Genomic DNA, 24,203 nt, shown 5'->3' on the forward strand with positions numbered 1-24,203 from the left:
TTGAGACCGATCGACAGCCGGTAACCCGGCGCGGGCGCGCTACCCGTCCCGGTGCGCCGGCCAGGGTTGACCGCGCGCGCACCGGCCACCCCGAATCGTGTTGTTGGCTAAGGGGAGAAGCCACCCCTTGCCGGAGCCGAACTCGAACTCGTTAAATGAACGCGTGGCACTGGTACGGACGCCGGTGGGGGCCGCCGATGACCGTGGTTGTGGTGCTGGACGACCTGGCTGGGTGAGAGGAGATTGTCTTGGCGACCTTGCGCCGCTACATCGTTATTCAGTTGATGGTGTTCGTGCTCGGCATCGTCGGCCCGATCTTTTTGATCGTGTTCTTTGCCTCACCGTCTGATCCGAGCGCCAAATGGGGATTTTGGATCGGGCTTTTCATCACCTACGCCGACGTGATGATCGCGTTGGCGCTCACCGCCGCGGGCGAAGACAAGTAGCTGCCGATCGCGTTGCTCACGAAACCAGGACGCGTAGTCGCTCCCAGCCGCGCACGGTTGAGGTCGGTGCGAGTTGCAGGCTGTCGTAGTCGATGTCCCACTGCGGCCAGCGGTTGAGCAGTTCGTCGAGTGCGACGCGGCCCTCCAGCCGGGCCAGGTTGGCGCCCAGGCAACAGTGCACGCCCTTGCCGAAGGTGAGGTGGGAGATGTTGTCGCGCCGGATGTCGAACGTATCGGGGTCGTGGTAGCGCCGGGGGTCGCGGTTGGCGGCTCCGAACAACATCAGGATGGCGCTACCGGCGGGGACCGTAGTGTCGTAACAGTGGTAGTCGCGCAACGTGAAGCGCCCGACATGGGGTCCCGTCGGCTCGAAGCGCAGCGTCTCGTCGACGGTGCGGGTGAGCAGTGACCGGTCCTGGTGGACTTGCCGGCGCTGGTCGGGGTGCTCGGCGAGCACTCTTGCCAGCCAGCCGATGACTACGACGCGGTTCAGCTACGCGAGGTCGCTCGTCGTGCCCGCACCTCGCTGGCAACCATCTACCAGCGCTACGCGAACCGGGACGAGTTGATCCTGGCCGCCCTCGAATTCTGGATGGACGAGCACCACTACGCCGGTCTGGCAGAGCAGACCCCCGCCCCGGGGAGTCTTTGTACGCCGGCATGATGCGGGTGCTCCGGACGATTTTCCAACCCTGGGAGCCCATCCCGACATCGTGAAGGCCTACTTTCGGGCCAGGGCCGCACCCGGAGGGCAGCGGCTGGTCCATCGCGGCTTGGACATGGTTGTTCCGGCGGCCATGGAAGTGCTCGCCGGGGTCGACGAGAATTTCATCCACGACTTGGACACCGTCATCTCCAGCCTGGTCTATGGGCTGCTGGGGCGCTTCACCGCCGGCGAAATAGCGATCACCGAGATCCTGCCCAGCATCGATCGCACCGTCTTCTGGCTGATCCGCGGATACGAGGCCTCCCGCCGCGCTGGCTAGGGCAGGCAAACCCGAGGATCATCGCGTGCCTCATCGTCGGCTTGTTCGGCGCGGTCGAGCCGCCATCTGGTCACAGCTTCTGCAGGGCGGCGATCGTTCGGTGAGCGTGCAGCTGCGCGGCTTCGGTGACATTGGGTGGCTCTTGGCGCAGGATCTGCTCTTGCAGCGCGCGGATGGTCGGGCCCGGAGCGATGCCGAGATCCTCGGCCAGCGACCTGGTCAGTTGACGGCAGGCGTTGAGCGCGTCGAATTGGCGTTCGGCGACGTAGTAGGCCGTGATCAGCGGCACCCACAACGGCTCGTGATAAGGATGTTCGGTTGCCAGCTCCTCGAGTTCGTTGATGGCCGAGTACGGTCGTCCGCAGGCTATCTCCGTTGCGGCATAGGCGATCTGAGTCAACAGCTTGTCTTCTTCGAGCCTGGTCGCGAACTCATCGAAGAAGGTGAATTCGGGAAGATCCTCGAGGATGGGGCCACGCCACTGTGCCAGGGCCGCTGAAAAGTGGTCGCTGGCCTGCTCAAAGCGGCCGAGGGTAGCGGCTCGAAATCCATTGGACCGCTCGACGGTGAAACGTCCCAGATCGCAGTCGTTATCGGCCGCGGACAGTCGATAACCGGGCGGCGCACTACTCAAGACGGCGCGTGCGTCTATGCAAAGACAAGTATCGATCAAACGGCGCAGGTTCGATACGTAGGTGTGCAAAGTGGCGCGGGCTCGCTCGGGTGGGCGCTTCTCCCACGCTGCGTCGATCAATCTATCGACCCCGACGGTGCGATTGCGATGAATCACCAGCATTGCTAGAACGGCACGCTGTTTCGGTGTGCCCAACGGCATAACGATATCGGCGGAATACAGCTCGAGAGGTCCCAGAATGCCGAATTGCAGACAGCCCTCCGGCATCGTATTCCCCCCATCATTGGCGTTCTCGGAACAGCGGTGTTTCCCGCGGCGGGCAGAGTTAGACGGCTCAGGGCTTTCATTTGCCTGCTGCCGTGCGTGAATAACTGAGCTTCGGTCCCTGGTAGTTAGCATGCCGGTGTCCTCCGTCACTATTCCCCGTTTTCGCACCCTCGCTCAGGGCTTGCTGCTAGTGACCAGCTAAAGCGGATCGTCAGTGAACCACAGCCCCGAAGTCTTCTCAACTTCAACCCCAACAAGTGATCAGAAGTGAATGCTCTCATCATCGAGAGTCCTGAATATTCCTTTATTTTGAACTTCGATCAACGAAAATATTCGCTCCGTGTCAAGCCTGCTTGTTGTCAACCACGCCCTGTTCACGGAATCGGTTCCAGCCTCTGGCGATGGCCAGTGTAGGCGCCCATTCGCACCGGGCGGGGGCTAGCGGCGTTACTAGAGACGCCCGGGTTTCATAGCGGACGAACGTGTCTCAACCAGCTACATACGAGGTAGATGGCATGGCTGGGCTGTTATTGGCGCGGCGGTCGTGGATCGATCCCGGCATGTCCAATCTTTTGACAAACGGCTCCACTAATGGCCACGTTGGCATCGCGTCGTATGGCCAGCTGACCTACGGCCGGTTGATTCGAGAGCGAGTGCTATCAGCGCTTTGTATTCGTGCTGGATATCGATTGCTCATGGTCCTGGCCCCGGACGCATTGCTTTTCCTCGCGCCCCCGTTTCCCGCGGAGCGCGACGATCTGGGCCCACGATGTACCTATTGGCGCCGGCCTGATCCCAGGTCTGGCAAATGGCTAAGCGGCAATTTCCGAGCTTCAAATGTTCCGCGAGCGGACAATGTCGACGGCCTCGACCAATTGGTTGGTCAGCGGTCGAGTTCGTTTAGCAGCGAAGCCATCAACCGCGTAGCTCACAGGAGCGCGCATTGCACGCCTCGGGACGATCGTCGGCTACCAGTAGCAACTCGCGCCGCAATCGGTTCGATTGAGGGTTCGTTGAGAATCCGTTGAGGGCTGGTCAGTTTAATCAACCGAACGTCGCATACTCCGACAACGGAACGGACCAATTCAGTGAGCCGCACTGCTTCTGCCCGGGTTGAGTCGGATGGCAACGCGGGAATTGGCGGCCCGGGTGCGGAGATGGTCTCCGGCAGCCAGACGTTGCCGCGGCCACAGCGACTGCTTGATGGACACCGCTATGAAGACTCGCGCATGCGGTTCTTGTTCAACGGGATACACGGCTGGCTGACCAGCGATTGTGCTGAGTTGCGTTTGATACCCGATACCCGGGAAAGGTTGGGACGATGAATTTTTCGGTGTTGCCACCAGAGATCAACTCGGCGCGGATATTCGCTGGTGCGGGATCAAGCCCAATGCTGGATGCCGCGGCGGCATGGCAGGGGCTGGCCAAAGAACTAGCTTCTGCTGCAGACTCTTTCGGCTCGGTGACGTCTGCATTGGTCGATGGCTCTTGGCAGGGGGCGTCGGCCGCGGCGATGACCGCGGTCGCGGCTCCCTACGCTGGCTGGCTTGGCGCCGTGGCGGCGCAGGCGCAACAGGCGGCGGCGCAGGCCGGGGCCTTCGTGTCCGAGTTCGAGGCGGTCCAGTCTGCGATGGTGCGACCCGCGTTGGTGGCGGCGAATCGTTCTGATCTCGTGTCGCTGGCGCTGTCCAACTTGTTTGGCCAGAACGCTCCGGCGATTGCGGCTACCGAGTCCGCGTATGAGGAAATGTGGGCACTGGATGTGGCGGTGATGGCCGCCTATCATTCCGGCGCGTCGACGGTCGTCTCGGCGTTGACACCGTTCACCGCGCCACTGGCGAATGTGGCGGGCGTGCCTGCCCAAGCCGCGGCCGCGCTGATGAACTCGGCAGCCCCGATGGCTGCCGCCCCCGCGGCAACCGCTCAGCTGATAGGGGTCAACCTGGGACTGGCCAACGTTGGCAGTGGAAATGTTGGTAATGCCAACAACGGGCTGGGCAATATCGGTAGCGGAAACCTAGGCAACGGTAATTTCGGATCCGGAAATCTTGGCAGCTCAAACTTCGGCTGGGCCAATCTAGGCAGCAACAACATCGGAGTTGCGAATGCCGGCGGCGGTAACCAGGGCTTCGGGAACAACGGTAACGTCAACACTGGCTTCGGCAATACCGGCATCGGAAACTTCGGGTTAGCCAATACCGGCAACAACAACATTGGCATCGCTTTGGCCGGTGACAATCAGATCGGCATCGGAGGCCTGAACTCCGGAGTCGGGAACTTCGGCTTGTTCAACTCGGGCACCGGAAACGTCGGGTTCTTCAACTCCGGTAACGGGAACTTTGGCATCGGAAACACCGGAGACTTCAATACCGGAGTTTGGAACTCCGGTTCGGGGAACACCGGCTTCTTCAATCCCGGCATGTTCAACACGGGTGTTCTTGATGTCGGCAACGCCAACACAGGGTATCTGAACACCGGCAGCTACAACATGGGGAGCTTCAACCCGGGGGCGTCCAACACCGGTGCCTTCAACATCGGTGACGGAAATACCGGTTGGTTCAACAACGGCGATCTCAACACCGGTGCTCTGAACTTCGGCGACATGAACAACGGGCTGCTCAACACCGGTGATCTCAATAACGGCTTCTTCTACCGCGGTGTTGGACAAGGCAGCCTGCACTTCGCGATCACCACGCCCGATCTGACTCTGCCGCCTCTCGAGCTGGCCGGAATATCTATTCCGGCGTTCAGCCTGCCCCCCATCACCCTGCCCTCGATGTCGATTCCTGCCATATCCACACCGAGCAACATCACGGTGGGTGGGTTTGATCTGCCGGGTATTACGTTGCCGGGGTTGAATATTCCGGCGGTGACGACTCCTGCGGATATTGTGGTGGGTGGGTTTGATCTGCCGGGTATTACGTTGCCGGGGTTGGACATTCCGGCGGTGACGACTCCTGCGGATATTGTGGTGGGTGGGTTTGATCTGCCGGGTATTACGTTGCCGGGGTTGGACATTCCGGCGGTGACGACTCCTGCGGATATTGTGGTGGGTGGGTTTGATCTGCCGGGTATTACGTTGCCGGGGTTGGACATTCCGGCGGTGACGACTCCTGCGGATATTGTGGTGGGTGGGTTTGATCTGCCGGGTATTACGTTGCCGGGGTTGGACATTCCGGCGGTGACGACTCCTGCGGATATTGTGGTGGGTGGGTTTGATCTGCCGGGCATTACGTTGCCGGGGTTGGACATTCCGGCGGTGACGACTCCTGCGGATATTGTGGTGGGTGGGTTTGATCTGCCGGGTATTACGTTGCCGGGGTTGGACATTCCGGCGGTAACGACTCCACCCAACATCACCCTTGGCGGCTTCGGTCTGCCTGAGTTCACGATTCCGTCTCTGACCATCCCGTCGCAGGCGCTCAGCAACATTGCGGTGGGCGGTTTCGATCTGCCTCAGATAACTACTCCTCCCATCAGCGTGCCGCCGGTAGCACTGCCTGAGATCTCCATCCCGCCGATCACCACACCCCGCGTAACCGTGAGTGGGTTCACTGGCCCTTCCATTTCCGCGCCCGGGTGGTTTCTGCCCACCATTATCACGCCGACAATCTCTCCCATTCCGCCATTTAATGGGAATCCGGTCGATCTGCTATTAGTGCACGACGTGTTTACAAACAGTGTCGTCACCAAACTCCAGCTACCGACGTTCATTCCGCGCATCGTCTTTGGCGCCTACCCCGGATTGCCGGGAGGTGAGAATGGAGTTATCGGAGAGTTGTCCATTCCTGGCGTAACCTTCGGTAGCTTCACATTGCCTTACTTCACGATCGATGACCCCAACGGTGGAAATTGGACAATCCCCTCCATCGGTCTTTCCGGCTTCACGATTCCCTCGACCACCTTCGATCCGATCAACGTCGCCGCCTTCCTGCTTCCGGACATCACGACACCCGAGATCACCACCACGGCGATCACCATTCCATCGATCGGGGTGGACGAGTTCACGTTGCCGCAGATTTCGACTCCGCCGTTCAGTACGGATCCGTTCACGATTGATCCGATTGGGTTGGGTGGGTTCACGTTGCCGCAGATTTCGACTCCGCCGTTCAGTACGGATCCGTTCACGATTGATCCGATTGGGTTGGGTGGGTTCACGTTGCCGCAGATTTCGACTCCGCCGTTCAGTACGGATCCGTTCACGATTGATCCGATTGGGTTGGGTGGGTTCACGTTGCCGCAGATTTCGACTCCGCCGTTCAGTACGGATCCGTTCACGATTGATCCGATTGGGTTGGGTGGGTTCACGTTGCCGCAGATTTCGACTCCGCCGTTCAGTACGGATCCGTTCACGATTGATCCGATTGGGTTGGGTGGGTTCACGTTGCCGCAGATTTCGACTCCGCCGTTCAGTACGGATCCGTTCACGATTGATCCGATTGGGTTGGGTGGGTTCACGTTGCCGCAGATTTCGACTCCGCCGTTCAGTACGGATCCGTTCACGATTGATCCAATCGCGGTTGCCGGGTTCACCCTGCCGCAAATCAACATCCCGGCATTCACCACGAACGAGTTCACCATTGCGCCAATCGGAATCGGTGGGTTCACGACGCCCCCGATCACCATCCCCAGCATCCACCTGCCCAGCACCACTCTTGCCGAATTCGCCATCCCGGGTGGGCCGGGCTACCTCAACACAAGCGCCACACCTTCGTCGGGCTTCTTCAACACCGGCGCCGGCGGGAACTCGGGTTACGCCAACAACGGCTCGGGTTTGTCGGGTTGGTTCAACACCAACCCGGCGGGGCTGCTGGGCGGCTCGGGCTACCAGAACTACGGTGGCCTGTCCTCGGGCTTCTACAACCTGGGCAGCGGCGTGTCGGGGATCGCCAACACAGGCGTCCTGCCCTTCTCCGTCACCAGCCTCGTGTCGGGCATTTCCAACATCGGCAACAATCTCTCGGGCTTCTTCCGGGGCATCTGGTAATGGCTGGTTGCATCGGCACTGAGGTCAGTGGCGTGGGATTGCACCCAACCGGATGTGCTCAGGGTGGCGGCGACTCGGGCCCGCGTTGCGTTGTTGAGCGTGTGGTGCGCCATAGTCCTTCGCGAAAAAGACATGGGGAACAGCGTTGGCGGCATCAAGCCTTGGGTATCAAGGCCGTTCAGTTGGGTTCCAACGATCGGGGAGAAAACAACGATGATTGGTATCAGCAAGAACCGCCGGCCGGTGGCGCGCGGGTTGGTGGTGCTGGCCGCGGTGTTCGGGGCATTCGGGCTCGCCGGCTGCACGGTTGACACCTGGCAAGACAACGCGGCGCCAGCTCACGGTGTGGCTCCGCAAGCGCCGGCGGCCGCCGTTGACTGCGCCGCTGGATAGTCCGTTCCCGACCGTTCGGCGCAGACCGGCCCGGCACGGCTCGGTGACGGCCATAGACTGCTTGCTTGATGAGGTTGATGGACTGGGCTCGGCGGGGCGCGTAATGGATCAGTCGAGCCCCGATCGGATCATGGCAATCGGCGCCGGATACGGCCCGTCGAAAGTGCTACTCACCGCGGTCGGACTTGGGTTGTTCACCGAATTGGGCGACCGGGCGATGACGGCGCAGGCCATTGCCGAACTTCTCGGGCTGGTGCCGCGGCCGGCGACGGACTTCCTCGATGCCTTGGTATCGCTGGACCTGCTGGCGCGCGACGGCGACGGACCAGACGCTCACTACCGCAACACGGCGGAGACCGCGCGATACCTGGATGAAGCCAGCCCCGAGTACCAGGGCGGTCTGCTCAAGATTTGGGACCAACGCAACTATCGGTTCTGGGCGGACCTCACCGACGCGCTGCAGACGGGCAAGCCGCAGAACGAGATCAAGCAGACGGGCCGGCCGTTCTTCGAGACGGTCTATGCCGATCCGCGACGTCTCGAGGTCTTCCTGGGTGCCATGGATTCCGCATCGCGGCGCAACTGCGAGCTGCTGGTGAAACGCTTTCCGTTCCAGCGCTATGGCAGCCTCTGCGATGTCGGCGGCGCCAACGGGCTGCTGTCAAGGACGGCCGCCGCCGCCCATCCCCACCTGCAATGCATCAGCTTTGATCTGCCCGCGGTAACCGAGATCACGCGGCGCAAGCTCAGTGAGCAGGGACTCGGTGACCGGGTGCGTGCGGTGTCCGGCGACTTCTTTGCCGATCCGCTGCCGAGCGCCGATGTCATCACGATGGGCCAGATCCTGCATGACTGGAACCTCGACGGCAAGCAACGGTTGATCGCGAAAGCCTACGAGGCCCTGCCCGAGGGCGGGGCGTTCATCGCGATCGAGACGCTGATCGACGACGCCCGCCGGAAAAACACCGCAGGGCTGATGATGTCGCTGAATATGCTGATCGAGTTCGGTGACGCATTCGACTACACGGGCGCCGACTTCCGAAAATGGTGCAGTGCAGCCGGATTCCGTTCCTTCGAGGTGATCGCACTGGCCGCCGGCTCGAGCGCCGCCGTTGCCTACAAGTAGATGTCCGATGGCTGCGTCGGCGGGGCCAGTGGTGTAAGAATCGACTGATGGCGCGCGGACGCACCCCACCGCGCCCGGACGGGGCGCAGGCCAACGCGGAGGAATGGGAGCGTTTCTTCGAGTACTTTGGCCACGCCGCGGTGCGTCGGGGAATTCGACTCATCTCCAGCCTTCCCGCGGCCCCGCGGTGCGAAGCCTGCGGCAATCCGTTCGCGGGATTCGGCGGCTGGCTGATGCGTCGCGTGGGCAAGAGCCCATCGCGAAAAAACCCGCGCTGGTGCCAACTCTGTTTTGAGAAGGCGCCCGGCGGTGGGGTCACGCTGCCGATCGGGGTTCTATTCGCCGACGTCCGCGGCTCCACCGCGCTGGCGGAGACCGTGCCGCCGGAAGAAATGGTCGCCGCCCTCAATCGCTTCTACTCGAAACTGACGCAGGTGATTGTTCGGCACGGGATTGTCGACAAGCTCATCGGTGACGAAGTCATGGGTCTTTACTTTGCACCGCTCACCCGGGACGGCCGCTACGTCAATTCCATGGTGAGTGACGCCCGCGCCATCCTGCGGGCGCAGGGCTACGGCACTGCCGAGGGACCGCAGTTGAAGGTCGGCATCGGTCTGGACGTCGGCCCGGCATACGTCGGCATCGTGGGTGAGGGCGAGATCCGCGACTTCACCGCGATCGGGGATGTCGTCAATACGGCGGCGCGACTACAGGCCGTGGCCGGGGGCGGGGAGATCGTGATGTCTGAGCGGGTGGCTGGTCTTGCGGGCGTGCAGGACGGCGAGGTCGTCACGCTGACCCTCAAGGGCAAGGCGGAACCCGTTGTGGCGCGCCGGATTACGGTCGACGGCGCGGCCCCTCCGGCGCCGTGATACAGCCATCGGGCGTTGTCGTGCGGCGCGGCCGCCCGAAGCCACTGTCGTCAACTTGGCCTCCGAAAGTCCCAACCGACCTAAGCTGCTGTTGACGCGATTTCTGGACGGGTGGTGACGCGAAGTGGCGCAGTGGTCTGGGCGAGTGGCGACCGATATCCGCGATTCCGAGCCGGACTGGGGGCCGTTCTTGCAGCCGGCCGCACCCGCCGGCGCTCCCAACGTGCTGATGATCGTCTGGGATGACGTCGGCTACGGCGCGCTGGAACCGTTCGGCGGGCCGATCGAAACCCCGGCGATGCGCCGAATCGCCGACAGCGGCGTGCGCTACTCCAACTTCCACACCACCGCGTTGTGCTCGCCGACGCGCTCGAGCCTGCTCAACGGGCGCAATGCGACATCGAACAACATGGCCTGCATCACCGAGGCCTCGGCGGGGTTCCCAGGATTCTCGGGTCGGGTTCCGTTCGAGAACGGGATGATCTCGGAGGTGCTCAACGCGCGCGGCTGGAATACCTACGCGGTGGGCAAGTGGCATCTGACGCCCAGCGACGAGAGCGATGCGTCGTCATGGAAGGGCCGGTGGCCGCTGGGACGCGGATTCGAGCGCTTCTACGGATTCCTGGGTGGTGAGACCAACCAGTGGTATCCGGACCTGGTCTATGACAACCACACCGTCGAACCGCCGGCGACGCCGGAGCAGGGGTATCACCTGTCGGCCGATCTGGCGGACAAGGCGATCCGGTTCGTCCGCGACGCCAAGGCCGTTGCCCCCCAGAAGCCGTGGTTCATGTACTTCTGTCCGGGCTGCGGCCACGCGCCCCACCACGTGTTCAAGGACTGGGCAGATCGCTACCGCGGCCGGTTCGACGAAGGCTACGAGGCGATTCGGGTGGGGATCCTGGCCAACCAGAAGCGAATGGGATTGCTGCCCCAGGACCTCGAACTGTCGCCGATCAACCCACACGGTGAACCCGATGTCACCGGTCCAGACGGCCGGGCCTGGCCCGCACTCGATTTCGTGCGGCCGTGGGACTCACTGACCGACGACGAACGACGGCTGTTCGCGCGAATGGCCGAAGTGTATGCGGGCTTCGTGTCCTACACCGACGAGCAGATCGGCAGGCTCCTGGACTACCTGGCCGAATCCGGGCAGTTGGACAACACCATCATCGTGGTCGTCTCCGACAACGGTGCCAGCGGTGAGGGCGGGCCCAACGGTTCGTTCAACGAGAACAAGTTCTTCAACAACGTGCCCGACACCATCGAGGCGAATCTGCCCCGGATCGACGACCTGGGTGGTCCGTCCGCCTATAACCACTACAACACCGGGTGGGCGTGGGCGTTCGACACACCGTTTCCGTACTGGAAGCGGTTCGCCGGCTACGAGGGCGGGGTGGCCGATCCGCTCATTGTCTCGTGGCCGGCCGGCATCGCCGCGCGCGGCGAGGTTCGCGACCAATACGTGCACGCCGTCGACATCGTGCCGACGCTTTATGAACTGCTTGACGTCGACCCGCCCGCGGTTCTCAACGGCTGGACCCAAAGTCAGATCGAGGGCCACAGCTTCGCCGCTTCGATCAGCGATCCGCAGCTGCCCGGCCGGGCCACCCAGTTCTACTCCATGCTGGGCATGCGGGCGCTGTATCACCAGGGCTGGCTGGCCACCACCCTGCACCCGCCGCTGTCGGGCTGGAGCAATTTCGACAAGGACCGCTGGGAGCTCTACGACCTGCGTACCGACCGCACCCAATTGCACGACCTGGCCGACGAAAGGCTGGCGCTGCTCGAAGAACTCAAGGGGCTGTGGTTCTACTACGCGGGTGTGTACAAGGGTCTGCCGCTCGATGACCGCACCGCGCTCGAGATCATGGCCTCACCGCGGCCGGAGCCCGGCGAGCCGCGGTCCCACTACGTCTACTACCCGGACTCCGCCGACGTTCCCGAGGCGGTCGCGGTGAATGTCCGGCGCCGCTCCTTCACCATCGCCGCCGCCGTCACCATCGACACCCCGGAGGCCGAGGGCGTGCTGTTCGCGCACGGCGGGGTGGCCGGCGGGCACAGCCTATTCCTCAAAGACGGTCGGCTGCACTATGTCTACAACTGGCTCGGCGAGCGAATCCAGACCATCAGCGCACTCGATCCCGTTTCCACCGGGACGCATGTGCTCACCGCCGAGTTCCGCAAGACCGCCGACGACCCGGACACGTTCAGCGCCCTCGGCACGCTGACGCTCTACATCGATACCGAAGCCGTGGGCGAGGCCCAAATAACCACCCAGCCGGGCACGTTTTCGCTGACCGGAGATGGACTGTGCGTCGGGCGCGACAGCGGCTCGGCGGTCGCTGATTACCCGGCACCATTCCCGTTCGTCGGCGGCACCATTGATCGGGTCATTGTCGATGTCAGCGGTGATCACTACGTCGACCATGAGAAGCAAGTCCTCGCCTATATCGCCCGCGACTGACGCGGCAGCGGGCCGATCGGAACGATCTGGACTCGCCGCCGGGCGTCACCGCTTCCGGAGGGATCGCATGGAGTTGCCCGAGTTCACCATCGCCGAAACCCAGACTGCCTTCGAGCGGGGGGAGTGGACCGCCGCCGGTCTCACCGACTGCTACTCGAGACGGATCCGCGAGATCGACCAATCCGGTCCGATGCTGCGGTCGATCATCGAGGTCAACCCCGACGCCCTCGCGATCGCCGAGTCGCTCGACGCCGAGCGAAGCGGCGGACGGATTCGTGGGGCGTTGCATGGTGTCCCCGTCGTCATCAAGGACAGCATCGACACCGGTGACAAGATGGCCACAACGGCCGGTTCGCTGGCCCTAGAGGGCAACATCGCAACTCGAGATGCATTTGTGGTCAAGCAATTACGCGATGCTGGCGCAGTGATCCTCGGAAAAGCGAACATGAGCGAGTGGGGATATATGCGCTCCACGCGGCCGTGCAGTGGCTGGAGCAGTCGCGGCGGACAGGTGCGAAACCCCTACGTGCTGGACCGAAGTCCGCTGGGCTCCAGCTCGGGTTCGGCGGTCGCGGTGGCGGCCAACCTGTGTGTGGCCGCCCTCGGCGCAGAGGTCGACGGTTCCATCGTGCGGCCGGCATCGAGCAACTCGATCGTCGGTCTGAAGCCAACGGTGGGCCTGCTAAGCCGTTCCGGAGTCATCGGTGTGGCATCGCCACAGGACATGGTGGGCCCGATGGCGCGCACCGTCACCGACGTTGCGACGCTGTTGACGGTGATGACGGGTGTCGATGACAGTGACCCGACAACGCGAGCGGGCGGCGCGCACACGGCAACCGACTATCGCCGATTTCTTGACCCGGCAGCCCTGCAGGGCGCCCGACTCGGTGTGGCCCGGGAGCGCTTCGGTGCGCACGAGGCGACGGATGCACTGATCGAGGGTGCGCTCGCTCAGCTGGCGGCGCTGGGCGCCGAGATCGTCGATCCGATCCAGGCCAGTTCGTTGCCCTTCTTTGGCGATCTCGAACTCGAACTGTTCCGCTATGGGCTCAAGGCGAGTTTGAATGGCTATCTCGGCGCCCATCCGCGCGCCGCGGTCGGCAGCCTCGACGAACTCATCGCGTTCAACAGAGCCCACGCCGGCCAGGTGATGCCGTACTTCGGGCAGGAGTTTCTCGAGCAGGCGCAAGCCAAGGGCGATCTCACCGACCCGCAGTACCTGCGGGTGCGCGCCGAACTGCGACGTCTCGCAGGTGCCGACGGCATCGACAAGGCGCTGCGCGAGCACCGGCTGGATGCGATCGTCGCACCCACCGAGGGTTCACCGGCGTTTGCCATCGACCCGGTCGTCGGTGACAACATCCTGCCCGGTGGTTGCTCGACGCCACCGGCGGTCGCCGGCTACCCCCACATCTGCGTTCCTGCCGGTTATTTCTGTGGTCTGCCGGTCGGCCTGTCGTTGTTCGCCGGCGCATTCCAGGAACCCAAACTCATCGGGTATGCCTACGCCTTCGAACAGGCCACCGGGGTTCGGCGGCCGCCTCGGTTTGTGCCGACGCTGTCAACCTAAGTCACCCTAAATCGCCGAGAGCTGATATAGATCGGGACTGTCTTTCAAGATCATTCACCGAATCTGGAAATTGAACAGCGTGAAATATGTTGGTGTAATTTATATTTGGATCGGGTAGCGAGTAGTTGCCGCTAGCACAACAATTTTGCTCTCTGTGAAACCCGATCTTTGTTCTCGACAACGCCCGTAAAATCACCGCCATGACGAAAACCGCCACCCTGCCACCCGGACCTCGTCTTCCCCGCGCGGTGCAGGCTGCGCTCATGTTGCGGCACGCCCCGAGATTCCTCACCGCCTGCAAACGTCGCTACGGCAGCGTTTTCACGCTGCGTGTGGCGGGGCTGGGCACCATGGTCAATGTGACCGATCCGGCGGTGATCAAGAAGGTGTTCGCCGGAGACCCGCGCGTCTTTCATGCCGGCGAAGCCAACACGATGCTGGCCGGACTGCTCGGAGAGAGTTCGTTGTTGGTAGTCGACGACGATGTGCACCGCGACCGGCGTCGCATGATGCTGCCGCCCTTCCAACGTGAAGCCGTTGCGCACCAGGCTCAGCTGATGTCCGAGATCGCAGCGGATAACATCGCCGGGTGGCCGGTGGGCCGGACCTTTGCGGTCGCTCCCAAGATGGCTGAAATCACCCTCGAGGTGATCCTGCGCACCGTGATCGGTGCCACCGACCCGGACCGGCTGGCCGCCCTGCGCAAGGTCATGCCGCGGCTACTCAACGTGGGGCCGTGGGAAACGCTGGCGCTTGCCAAGCCGGACCTGTTGAGTCGCCGTGCCTGGCGCCGGTTGCGCCGCGCTATCGACGAGGCCAACGAGCTGCTTTACGCCGAGATTGCCGAGCGGCGCGCCGACCCGAATCTCGCCGAACGCACCGACGTGCTGGCCACGCTGGTCCGGGCCGTCGACGGGGACACCGCCAAACCGTCGGGCCGGATGACCGACGAGGAACTGCGCGACCAACTGATGACCCTGCTGGTAGCCGGGCACGACACCACGGCCACCGGCTTGGCCTGGGCGCTGGAGCGGCTGACCCGCCACCCGGCGATACTGGCCAAGGCGGTGCGGGCGGCCGAGGCCAGCGCGGCGGGTGATCCATCCGGCGACGAGTATCTCGACGCCCTGGCAAAAGAGACGCTGCGCATCCGCCCGGTGGTGTTCGACGTGGGCCGCATCCTGACCGAACCCACCGAGTTGGCCGGCTATCAACTGCCGGCCGGAACCATGGTGGTGGCCGGTATCGGTCTGGTGCATGCCAATGCCGAGGTGTATCCGGACCCGGACCGGTTCGACCCCGATCGGATGATCGACGCGACCCTGACCCCGACCACGTGGCTGCCGTTCGGCGGCGGAAATCGACGCTGCCTCGGGGCGACCTTCGCCATGGTCGAGATGCGGGTCGTGCTGCGCGAGATTCTGCGCCGGGTTGACTTGGCCACCACCACAGCACCCGACGAGCGCTACAAGCTCAAACACGTCATCTTGGTGCCGCACCGGGACGCGCGCATCCGTGTCCGCGCGATCACCGCGGTTTCACCGGCGGTGCCGGAGGCGCCGGGCTGCCCGGTCGCTCACGCCAAGTCGTAGTCGGGCAGTTCGAAGTCGTCGCGCACGCTGCCGGCGAAAAGCGTTGCCAGCGGGCCGATGTTCATCGTGCGCATCGCAATGTTGCGGAACCACAAACCAAATCGGGTGCGGGTGGCGAAAAACCCGATGAATCTGGCCGCTCCGGCCTGCTTGTCCGCGATGAAGGGGCGCAACTGCGCCTCGTAGGCATCGAAAGCGCGGCGGTGGTCGCCGCCGGCGCGCTCGAGTTCCCCGGCCAGCACATACGCCTCGGTCATGGCCAGACCGGTGCCCTCGCCGCCGAGCAGTGAGATGCACCCGGCCGCGTCTCCGATCAGCAGCACCCGATCGCGTGACCAGCGGTCCATCTTGATCTGGCTCACCACATCGAAGTAGAGGTCATCAACGTTATCCAGTGCGGCCAATATTTCATTACACTCCCAGCCGGCATCACCGAATTGGTTGCGCAACTGCTCTTTTGGCGTGAGGTCGGCGCCGTCGTGCTCATCGCGAAAGATGAACAGAAACATGGTGCGCGCGCCGCGCAGCGAAACGCGCCCCACTTGCTTTCCGGGAATGTTGTAGAGGACGTACGTCAGCTCGTCGCGCGGCCAGTAATCGTCAACCACGCAGGCCGCGACCTTGCAGCCAAGGTAGTGCTCATAGTCGTGCTCCGGTCCGAAAACCAGACGGCGCACGTTGGAGTGCAATCCGTCGGCGCCGATGAGTAGATCGAAATCGCGCGGCGCATTTTTCTCGAAGGTGAGATGGACGCCGTCGCTGTGCTGGTCGATGGCGGTGATGGAGTCGCCGAAAATCGTTCCGACCTTGTCCTCGACCGTGGCATAGATCGCGGCGGCCAGGTCACCGCGGGGCAGGCTGGTGAAATCCTCGCCGATCATCCGGCGAAAGACGTCCACGTTCAGGTCGGCCTTGACTTCGCCGCGGGAGCCGACCGAACGCAATCGCTCAATCTGGTATCCCGCGGCGCGCACCGGGTCCTCGATGCCCATTCGCTTGGCCGCCTGATAGCCAACGCCCCAAAAGTCGATCATGTAGCCGCCGGTACGGAATTTCGGTGCCCGCTCGATCAATGTCGGGGTGTGGCCGGTTCGATGCAGCCAGTGGGCAAGTGCCGCTCCCGCTACGCCGGCGCCGCTGATCGCTACTTTCACACTGCAATTGTGCCCCGAGGCATGATTTTGTGTGCGGCGGGGATCACACCGCACGCCAGCAACGGCGGGGATGGCCGCTGCCCTCGCCTCGGTTCGGTTAGTGTTCGATATCGTGACGGCGCCGACCCGGGCGAAGCTGGCCGATGGCCGTGAGGTGCTCTTTTTCGCGTTGCCCGGGAACGTTCCGGCGCCGGTGGCCGACCGCCGCCCGCTGCCGCCACGGCATCCGCATCAATCGGAGCTGCGGTTCGACCGATCAACGGGGCAGTGGGTGATCGTCGCGGCCCTGCGTCAGGACCGCACCTACAAACCGCCGCCGGATCAGTGTCCGCTGTGTCCGAGCCCGACCGGGCTGACCAGCGAGGTGCCGGCGCGCGACTATGACGTCGTGGTCTTCGAGAACCGATTTCCGAGCCTGTCGGGCAGTGGTGGGCCGCCACCGGTTGGCGACGGCTTTGTGTCGGCGCCGGGCGATGGCCGCTGCGAGGTGATCTGCTTCTCCAGCGACCACGGCGGCTCGTTCGCCGATCTGCCGGCTGCGCATGCCCGCCTGGTCATCGAGGCGTGGCGGCATCGCACCGGCGACCTCATCGGTCAGCCGGGTATCGAGCAGGTGTTCTGCTTCGAGAACCGTGGTGAGGAAATCGGCGTGACCCTCACCCATCCGCACGGTCAGATCTACGGCTACCCGTTCCTCACCCCCCGCACCTCGGTCATGCTCGAGCAAGCCGGCCGGCATCGAATGCGGCACGGCTGCAATCTGTTCGAAGATCTGCTGGCACGCGAGGTTGCCGACGGTAGCCGCATCGTCGCCCGCGGTGACCGGTTCACCGCGTTCGTGCCGTTCGCCGCGCGCTGGCCGGTCGAGGTGCACATCTACCCGAATAGGTTCGTGCGCAACCTTGTTGATCTCGATGCCGCTGAGTGCAACGAGTTCACCGAGATCTATCTCGACGTGTTGCGCCGGTTCGATCGGATGTATTCGGGCCCGCTGCCCTACATTTCCGCGCTGCATCAATACCGCGACACCGAAGCCCAGCGCGAGGGCTATTTTCATGTGGAGCTGATGTCTATCCGTCGCAGCGCGACGGCGCTGAAATACCTCGCCGCCTCCGAGTCGGCGATGGGCGCGTTCATCAGTGACGTGACACCGGAAACGGTGGCCGAGCGGCTGCGGGAACTCGGGTGACCATCCGCTACGCCGCACCGGGGCGGATCAATCTGATCGGGGAGCACACCGACTACAACCTGGGCTGGGCGCTGCCGATCGCGCTGCCGCAGCGCGCGGTGGCGACGTTTGTGCCCGACCACGGCGATGCGCTCACCGCCAGCAGCGACCTGATGGACGGCGCGGTGTGGATTCCGCTGGACACCGTGCCCGGTGGGGTGAGCGGCTGGGCCGGATACGTGGCCGGGGTGATCTGGGCGCTGCGCTGCGCGGGTCATCCGGTGCCCGGTGGCGCGATGTCGATCAGCAGCGACGTCGAGATCGGCTCGGGGCTCTCATCCTCGGCCGCGCTCGAGTGTGCGGTGCTGGGGGCGATCACGTCGGCGGCCGGTGTCGAGATCGACCGGATCGAGCAGGCCCGGCTCGCGCAGCGGGCCGAAAACGAATACGTCGGGGCCCCAACGGGTTTACTCGACCAACTGGCTGCGCTTTTCGGGGCGCCGGCGACCGCGCTGCTGATCGACTTCCGGGAACTGAGCGTGCGTGCGGTCCAGTTTGATCCGGATGCCCACGGGGTTGCCCTACTGCTCATCGATTCCCGGGCCCGGCATCGGCACGCCGGCGGCGAATACGCGGCACGGCGCGCCTCGTGTGAGCGGGCGGCCAAGGCGCTGCACGCGCCGTCCTTGCGCGACGTCGCGGAGCTCTCGTCGCTGACCGCGATCGGCGACCCCATCGATGCTCGTCGCGCCCGCCACGTGCTGACCGAAAACCGGCGCGTGCATGAATTCGTTGCCGCGCTGCGTGATTGCGACTTCACCGCCGCCGGCCGCATCTTCACCGCCTCGCACGCGTCGATGCGCGACGACTTCGAAATCACCACCGAACACATCGACCTGATCGCCGATGCCGCGGTCCGCGCGGGTGCCCTGGGCGCCCGAATGACCGGCGGGGGGTTCGGCGGCTGCGTGATCGCCTTGGTGGCCGAAGCCGGGGTGGAAGCCGTCATCGCAGCGGTGCACCGCGAGGTGCGTGATGCCGGCTACCCACCGCCGGCGATCTCTCGAGCCCATGCCGCGGCGGGAGCCGGCCCGCTGCGCGGCAACGCGCGGAGTTGATCTCGCCAGAGAGCCTAGACTCGGGCTATGAGCCAGCCCCGCCTGCTCGACCGGCGGAAACCGTCTCAGGAGAGCGCGCCATGCCGTTGGAAAATGCAGTCGTTCTGCCGGTGGATCCAGCCCAGAGCTTCGCGCTGTTCGCCCGACCCGAAGGCCTGCGGCGCTGGATGGCCATCACGGCTCGGATAGAGCCTTACGACGCGGGTGTGTATCGCTGGACGGTGACTCCGGGACACACCGCGGTGGGAGCCGTTGTCGAAGCGGACCCGGGTCAGCGGCTGGTCTTGTCCTGGGGCTGGGAAGGCCACAGCGATCCAGCGCCGGGGGAGTCGACGGTGACCGTCACGCTGTCGCCGGTCCCCGACGGCACCGAGATCCGGTTGGTCCACGAGGGGCTGACTGAGCAACAGGCCGCTCGTCACGCCGAGGGCTGGAGCCACTATCTGGATCGGCTGGTCGCCGCCGCCCGGCAGGGGGACGCCGGCCCCGATGAGTGGGCGGCGGTTCCCGATCCGCTTGACGAATTATCTTGCGCTGAAGCGACATTGGCAGTGGTTCAGCACGTGCTGCGTGCGCTCGAGCCCGCCGACCTGGCGCGCCAAACGCCATGCAGCCAATACGATGTCGTGCAGCTTGCCGACCACCTGATGCGTTCTCTGACGATCATCGGCAGCGCTGCCGGTGCACAGCTGCCACCGCGCGATCTGGATGCGCCCCTGGAAACCCAAGTGGCGGATGCGGGGCAGGCCGTGCTGGAAGCGTGGCGGCGACGGGGCGTGGACGGCACCGTCGAACTGAACGCGAACCAAGTTCCTGCGGCGGTGCCAGTCGGCATTCTTTGTCTGGAATTGCTGGTTCATGCTTGGGATTTCGCGTTTGCAACCGATCGGCGGGTGGTGGTCTCCGACGCGGTGACCGAGTATGTGCTCACGGTCGCCAGCAAGGTGATCACCCCGGCAGCACGTAATTCCGCGGGCTTCGCCGCGCCGGTGGCGGTCGGCGCCTTTGCCCCGGTGCTTGATCGACTGATCGCTTTCACCGGCCGCCGGCCGGTGCACCCAACGGGCTTGACCAGCCCGATGCGGGCAGACCCGGGGAGCTAGAAGCTGCCGCCAGAGCCGCCGGTCCCACCCTGGCCGCCGGCTCCTCCGTTGCCGTCAACCACGGGGGGCCCCGACTGGCCGGGGTCGCCGGATTGGCCGTGGATGGCCAACGGGCCCAGGTGCGCGGTTCCGCCGGTGCCACCGGTTCCGCCTTTGCCGCCCGCGCCGCCGAACGAGAAGCCGATGGGGGCGTTGGAACCCTTGCCGCCGGCGCCGCCGGCGCCGCCGTCTCCGGCCGTCTCGAGGCCGTCGCCACCCTGGCCCCCGTTTCCGCCGGCTCCACCATCACTGCCGTCGAACCCGGTCCCGCCGACGCCGCCGGTCCCGCCGCCACCGCCGGCGCTGGTGCTGCTGGAGCCGCCGTTGCCGCCGGTGCCGCCGTTGCCGCCGGGGCCGAAGGCCGAGCCCAAGCCCCCATTCCCACCGAATCCGCCCGATCCGGCGCGGCCGGTTGCACCCGCCGCGCCAGTGCTACCCGGGATCGAACCGGTGCCGGGAGCGCCGCCCGCACCACCGGCTCCGCCGTCGCCGCCGGTGCCACCGCTACCACCGGTGCCGCCGGTCCCGGCCAGGCTGCTGAACAGCGTGCCGTCTGCGCCGCTGCCTCCGGAACCGCCGAAGCCGCCATTTCCGCCGGTGCCCCCGGCTCCGCCATTTCCGCCGGCGCCCTGGGCGCCATCGTGGCCCGTCGGCGAGATCGCTTTGCCGCCCGCCCCGCCATTTCCGCCGCCGCCCCCGGCGCCGCCGGTGCCGCCGGTGCCGCCGGTGCCGCCGGCGCCGCCGTGACCATCCCCGCCATTGTCGAATGTGCCGCTGGCGCCGGTGCCGCCGGTGTTACCGAACTGCCCGGTACCTCCAGTGCCACCGGACCCGCCCTTGCCGCCGGCGCCGCCGTTGCCCGAAATGCTGCCCCCGCTGCCGCCGGCGCCGCCCTCGGCTCCGTTGCCGCCGATTCCGGGTCCGCCGCTGGCGTTGCCGTTGCCGCCGCCCCCGCCGTTGCCGCCGGTTCCGCCGCCCCCGCCGTTGCCGATCATCCCCGCGTCGCCGCCGATGCCGCCGGTGCCGCCCATGGCGCCGTCGCGGCCGGCGCCGCCGTTACCGCCGGTGCCGCCGTTACCGCCGGTGCCGCCATCGCCGACCTGCCCGGCCGTGCCGCCGTTGCCGCCGCCCCCGCCGGCGCCGCCGGTGGCGCTGCTGGCCTTGCCGGTGCCGCCGGCGCCGCCGTTGCCGCCGTCACCGCCGGTTCCGCCCCCACCCTCCTGCAGCCCGGCGTCGCCTCCGATACCGCCGGCGCCGCCGTTGCCGCCGCCTCCGCCGCTGCCCTGCGGGCTGGAGCCGCCCGAACCGCCGTTGCCGCCGTTGCCGCCGGATCCGCCGTCGCCCGTCAGCCAAGCCTTACCGCCGGCCCCGCCGGCCCCGCCCGCTCCGCCGTCGTTGGTTCCGATCAGGGCGTTGCCGCCGTTGCCGCCCTGGCCGCCATTGCCGCCGTTTGCGACGACGTTGCCGGTGGCACCGTGTGCGCCCATGGTCAGCCCGGCGCCACCATCCCCGCCGGAACCGCCGACTCCCGCGTCGCCACCATCGCCGCCGTTGCCGCCGGCCTGGCCGCCGAGGCCCGAAATGCTGCCGTTCGCGCCGTTGGCACCACTGCCGCCGTCACCGCCCGCACCGCCGCCTCCGCCGTTACCGCCCGCGCCGCCGCCGCCTTGGTTGCCGGTGGTGCTGCCCGCTCCGCCGTCGCCGCCAGCGCCGCCCTGCCCGCCGCTCCCGCCTGCTCCGCCGTTGCCGCCGTCCTGACCGTCCACGCCGGTGCCGACGGTGGCGCCGTCGGCACCGGTAGCGCCGCTGCCGCCGTTGCCCGCGTTGCCGCCGGCCCCACCGTCTCCGCCGGCCCCACCCGCGCCTTGGGTCCCCGCCTTGCCGGTGAAGGTGGACCCGCCGGCCCCGCCCGCCCCGCCCTGCCCACCGGTTCCTCCGGTCCCGCCGTTGCCGCCGTCTTGACCGTTGGCACCCGCGGTGGCGCCGGTGCCGCCGGTAGCGCCGTTGCCGCCGTCACCGCCGGTGCCCCCGACCCCACCGGTGCCGCCGTTGCCGCCGTCACCGGCAAAAAAGCCGCCGGAGCCGCCAGCGCCACCGTTGCCGCCGGTGCCACCGGGATCGCCGCCGGTGCCCGACGAGCCGGGGAAGCTGTTGGTCAGGCCCCCTAGGCCGGTCCCGCCGGCCCCGCCCGTCCCGCCGTTGCCGCCGTTGCCGACCAGACCACCATTGCCACCACGACCGCCATTACCGCCGGTTTGGCCGAAACCGGTGGCATCAGCGCCGTCGCCACCCTTTCCGCCGTTGCCGCCGCTGTGGGGGGTGGCGCCGTCGGAGCCGGTGGCCCCGTGGCTGCCGCCGCCGCTGTCGCCGCCGGCCCCACCGGTCCCGCCGATGCCGGGGGTACCGCCGTCGCCGCCATTGCCGCCGGCGCCGTTGTTGACGCCGCTGACTCCCTTGGCACCGTTGCCCCCGTTACCCGCGGAGCCGCCCGCCCCGCCGTTGCCCCCGGCCCCACCCGTACCGTGGCCGCCGTCGTGACCCGTGGCCGCCAGCGCCAGACCGGCGGCCCCGCCGTTGCCGCCGGCTCCACCCGTGCCGCCCTTGCCCCCATTACCGCCGGGCGAGCCGTCGGCGCCTGAGAAAGCCCCGTCAAAACCGTTGGTGCCGCTGCCGCCGGTCGCCCCGGCACCACCGTGTCCGCCCGCGCCACCATCACCGCCGTTACCGGCCTGGATGCCACCGTTTCCGCCGGCTCCGCCGGCCCCACCGTTGCCGCCGTTGCCGCCGGGATTGCTGGAAAATGCGGGTGCCCCCAGGAAGCCATTACCGCCGGCCCCACCGTTGCCGCCGGTGCCGACTCGGCCCCCGTTGCCGCCGGCGCCGCCCGCGCCACCGGACTGGCCCGATCCGATGGCGTCCGCGCCGGCCCCGCCGTTGCCGCCGTTGCCGCCGCTGGTGGGACTGTTGCCGGTGGCGCCGTCTGCGGCGCGCGCTCCGCCGGCACCGGTGCCGCCGGCTCCGCCGGCCCCGCCGACGCCCGGATTGCCCCCGTTGCCGCCGGAACTCCCGTCACCCCCGCTGACGCCGGTGGCGCCGTCGCCGCCGTCACCGGCAGCCCCACCCGCGCCGCCGGTTCCGCCCGTCCCACCGCCGCCGTGCGCACCCGCGAGGCCGAGCCAGCCGCTCTTGCCCCCGCCGCCGCCATCCCCGCCGGCCCCACCGGCCCCACCGTTGCCGCCAGCCCCGCCGGCCTGGCCGGTCGTGGTCGGGTTGGCGGCGTCGGCACCGGTAGCGCCGGCGCCGCCGACCCCACCCAATCCGCCGAGGCCGCCGGCCCCGCCAGCCCCGCCATTACCGATCAACAGCCCGCCGGCGCCGCCGGCTCCGCCATCACCGCCGGTGCCGCCGGCTCCGCCATCGGTGCCGGAAACACCCGCGCTGCTGGCCGTGGTTCCCGCGGTGCCGGCCATTCCGTGGCCGCCGGCGCCGCCGGCCCCGCCGATGCCGAAGAGCCGGGCGGCCCCGCCGCTACCGCCCGCCCCGCCCAGCGCACCGGCTCCACCCTGCCCACCGATTCCACCATTTCCGTAAAGCCATCCGCCGGCGCCGCCCTGCCCGCCGATGCCACCGGTTGCGCCCGCGGCGGCCCAACCGCCTGCCCCGCCGGTTCCGCCGGTCCCGAGCAGCCACGCCGAGCCGCCGGCGCCGCCGGCAGCACCGAGGCCGCCGGTTCCTCCGCTGCCGCCGGAGCCAATGAGTCCGGCGGCCCCGCCGGTGCCGCCGGACTGGCCGGGCGCTCCAGATCCGCCGGCGCCGCCATTGCCCCACAAGAGCCCGCCCGCCTGTCCGGTCTGTCCGGTGCCGGGTGCGCCATCGGCGCCGTTGCCGATCAGTGGGCGACCAAACAGCGCCTGCGTCGGCGCGTTGATCAGCCCCAGCAGGTTCTGCTCGACGTTGGCCACTTCGGTGGCCGCATACCGACTCGCCGCCCGCGACAGCGCCTGCACAAACCCGTCATGAAACGTCGCCGCCTGCGCGCCAATGGCTTGATACGCCAGGGCGTGGGTGCCGAACAGCGAGGCGATGGCCGCCGACACCTCATCAGCGGCCGCGGGCAGCACGTTGGTGGTCGAGGCGGCTGCCGCGGTGCTGACCGCATCGATCGCCGTACCGATCTTCGCTAGATCCGCGGCGGCCGCCGTCAACATCTGCGGCTCCACGACCGTGAACGACATGTGACCCTCCGAGAGATCCTGGTAACCCGCTTATCGGCTTAGGTTC

The 24,203-nt window shown here is 66.5% G+C and carries 14 protein-coding genes and 2 pseudogenes; 12 read left to right on the forward strand and 4 right to left on the reverse strand.

The window, feature by feature from the left end; translation table 11 throughout:
• Nucleotides 1-248: 248 nt before the first annotated feature.
• Nucleotides 249-446, forward strand: coding sequence for a hypothetical protein (locus CCUG20998_RS04385; protein WP_038578849.1), 198 nt, complete (start codon nt 249-251; stop codon nt 444-446).
• 16 nt (nt 447-462) lie between these two features.
• Here the strand turns inward: CCUG20998_RS04385 and CCUG20998_RS04390 are convergent.
• Nucleotides 463-924 (reverse strand): annotated as a pseudogene (locus CCUG20998_RS04390) (cytochrome P450); the annotation flags it as partial.
• Here CCUG20998_RS04390 and CCUG20998_RS04395 point away from each other — a divergent pair.
• Nucleotides 865-1,432, forward strand: a pseudogene (locus CCUG20998_RS04395) (TetR/AcrR family transcriptional regulator). The pseudogenes CCUG20998_RS04390 and CCUG20998_RS04395 overlap by 60 nt on opposite strands.
• Before the next feature lie 70 nt (nt 1,433-1,502).
• Here CCUG20998_RS04395 and CCUG20998_RS04400 read toward each other — a convergent pair.
• Entirely contained in the window at nt 1,503-2,483 is a 981-nt protein-coding gene (locus tag CCUG20998_RS04400; protein ID WP_406682450.1) for an AfsR/SARP family transcriptional regulator, read from the reverse strand.
• A 1,171-nt stretch (nt 2,484-3,654) separates the two neighbouring features.
• Here CCUG20998_RS04400 and CCUG20998_RS04405 point away from each other — a divergent pair.
• The 7 genes from CCUG20998_RS04405 to CCUG20998_RS04435 all read left to right on the forward strand — a co-directional run bounded on the left by CCUG20998_RS04405 (nt 3,655) and on the right by CCUG20998_RS04435 (nt 15,340).
• Nucleotides 3,655-7,320 carry a PPE family protein gene (locus CCUG20998_RS04405; protein WP_068873849.1) on the forward strand — a complete coding sequence of 1,222 codons (3,666 nt, stop codon included), beginning with the start codon at nt 3,655-3,657 and terminating at the stop codon, nt 7,318-7,320.
• A gap of 213 nt (nt 7,321-7,533) precedes the next feature.
• Nucleotides 7,534-7,713, forward strand: a complete 180-nt coding sequence (locus CCUG20998_RS04410) for a hypothetical protein (protein ID WP_020731860.1) — start codon at nt 7,534-7,536, stop codon at nt 7,711-7,713.
• Between the two features lie 103 nt (nt 7,714-7,816).
• Nucleotides 7,817-8,839: a methyltransferase gene (locus CCUG20998_RS04415; RefSeq protein WP_020731861.1), complete on the forward strand. Its 1,023-nt coding sequence runs from the start codon at nt 7,817-7,819 to the stop codon at nt 8,837-8,839.
• 47 nt (nt 8,840-8,886) lie between these two features.
• Entirely contained in the window at nt 8,887-9,711 is an 825-nt protein-coding gene (locus tag CCUG20998_RS04420) for an adenylate/guanylate cyclase domain-containing protein (protein ID WP_020731862.1), read from the forward strand.
• 124 nt (nt 9,712-9,835) lie between these two features.
• A complete protein-coding gene (locus CCUG20998_RS04425) occupies nt 9,836-12,178 on the forward strand; it encodes an arylsulfatase (protein WP_036457269.1) in 2,343 nt (780 codons plus the stop codon).
• Nucleotides 12,141-13,748 (forward strand): amidase, encoded by a 1,608-nt coding sequence (locus CCUG20998_RS04430; RefSeq protein ID WP_258035678.1) that lies wholly within the window; start codon nt 12,141-12,143, stop codon nt 13,746-13,748. Before CCUG20998_RS04425 ends, CCUG20998_RS04430 begins: the two co-directional genes overlap by 38 nt.
• 200 nt (nt 13,749-13,948) lie before the next feature.
• Entirely contained in the window at nt 13,949-15,340 is a 1,392-nt protein-coding gene (locus tag CCUG20998_RS04435; RefSeq protein ID WP_036457272.1) for a cytochrome P450, read from the forward strand.
• Here the strand turns inward: CCUG20998_RS04435 and CCUG20998_RS04440 are convergent.
• Complete coding sequence (locus tag CCUG20998_RS04440; RefSeq protein WP_103653929.1) at nt 15,325-16,494, reverse strand: FAD-binding domain; 1,170 nt, start codon at nt 16,492-16,494, stop codon at nt 15,325-15,327. The two genes, CCUG20998_RS04435 and CCUG20998_RS04440, sit on opposite strands and share 16 nt — an antisense overlap.
• Before the next feature lie 70 nt (nt 16,495-16,564).
• Here CCUG20998_RS04440 and galT point away from each other — a divergent pair, with 70 nt between their 5' ends.
• Genes galT through CCUG20998_RS04455 form a run of 3 tightly spaced genes read left to right on the forward strand, consistent with a single transcriptional unit; the run spans nt 16,565 to nt 19,883 of the window.
• Nucleotides 16,565-17,683 (forward strand): galactose-1-phosphate uridylyltransferase, encoded by a 1,119-nt coding sequence (galT, locus tag CCUG20998_RS04445; protein ID WP_036457274.1) that lies wholly within the window; start codon nt 16,565-16,567, stop codon nt 17,681-17,683.
• Nucleotides 17,680-18,780 carry a galactokinase gene (locus CCUG20998_RS04450; RefSeq protein WP_020731868.1) on the forward strand — a complete coding sequence of 367 codons (1,101 nt, stop codon included), beginning with the start codon at nt 17,680-17,682 and terminating at the stop codon, nt 18,778-18,780. The genes galT and CCUG20998_RS04450 overlap by 4 nt, the downstream gene beginning before the upstream one ends.
• Nucleotides 18,777-19,883, forward strand: a complete 1,107-nt coding sequence (locus CCUG20998_RS04455; RefSeq protein ID WP_231389851.1) for a TIGR03086 family metal-binding protein — start codon at nt 18,777-18,779, stop codon at nt 19,881-19,883. The genes CCUG20998_RS04450 and CCUG20998_RS04455 overlap by 4 nt, the downstream gene beginning before the upstream one ends.
• On the opposite strand, the gene CCUG20998_RS04460 is transcribed toward CCUG20998_RS04455, so the two are convergent.
• Nucleotides 19,880-24,157, reverse strand: coding sequence for a PE family protein (locus CCUG20998_RS04460; RefSeq protein WP_038578853.1), 4,278 nt, complete (start codon nt 24,155-24,157; stop codon nt 19,880-19,882). The genes CCUG20998_RS04455 and CCUG20998_RS04460 overlap by 4 nt on opposite strands.
• Nucleotides 24,158-24,203 lie beyond the last annotated feature (46 nt).

Source organism: Mycobacterium marinum (assembly GCF_003391395.1).
Taxonomy (GTDB): domain Bacteria; phylum Actinomycetota; class Actinomycetes; order Mycobacteriales; family Mycobacteriaceae; genus Mycobacterium; species Mycobacterium marinum.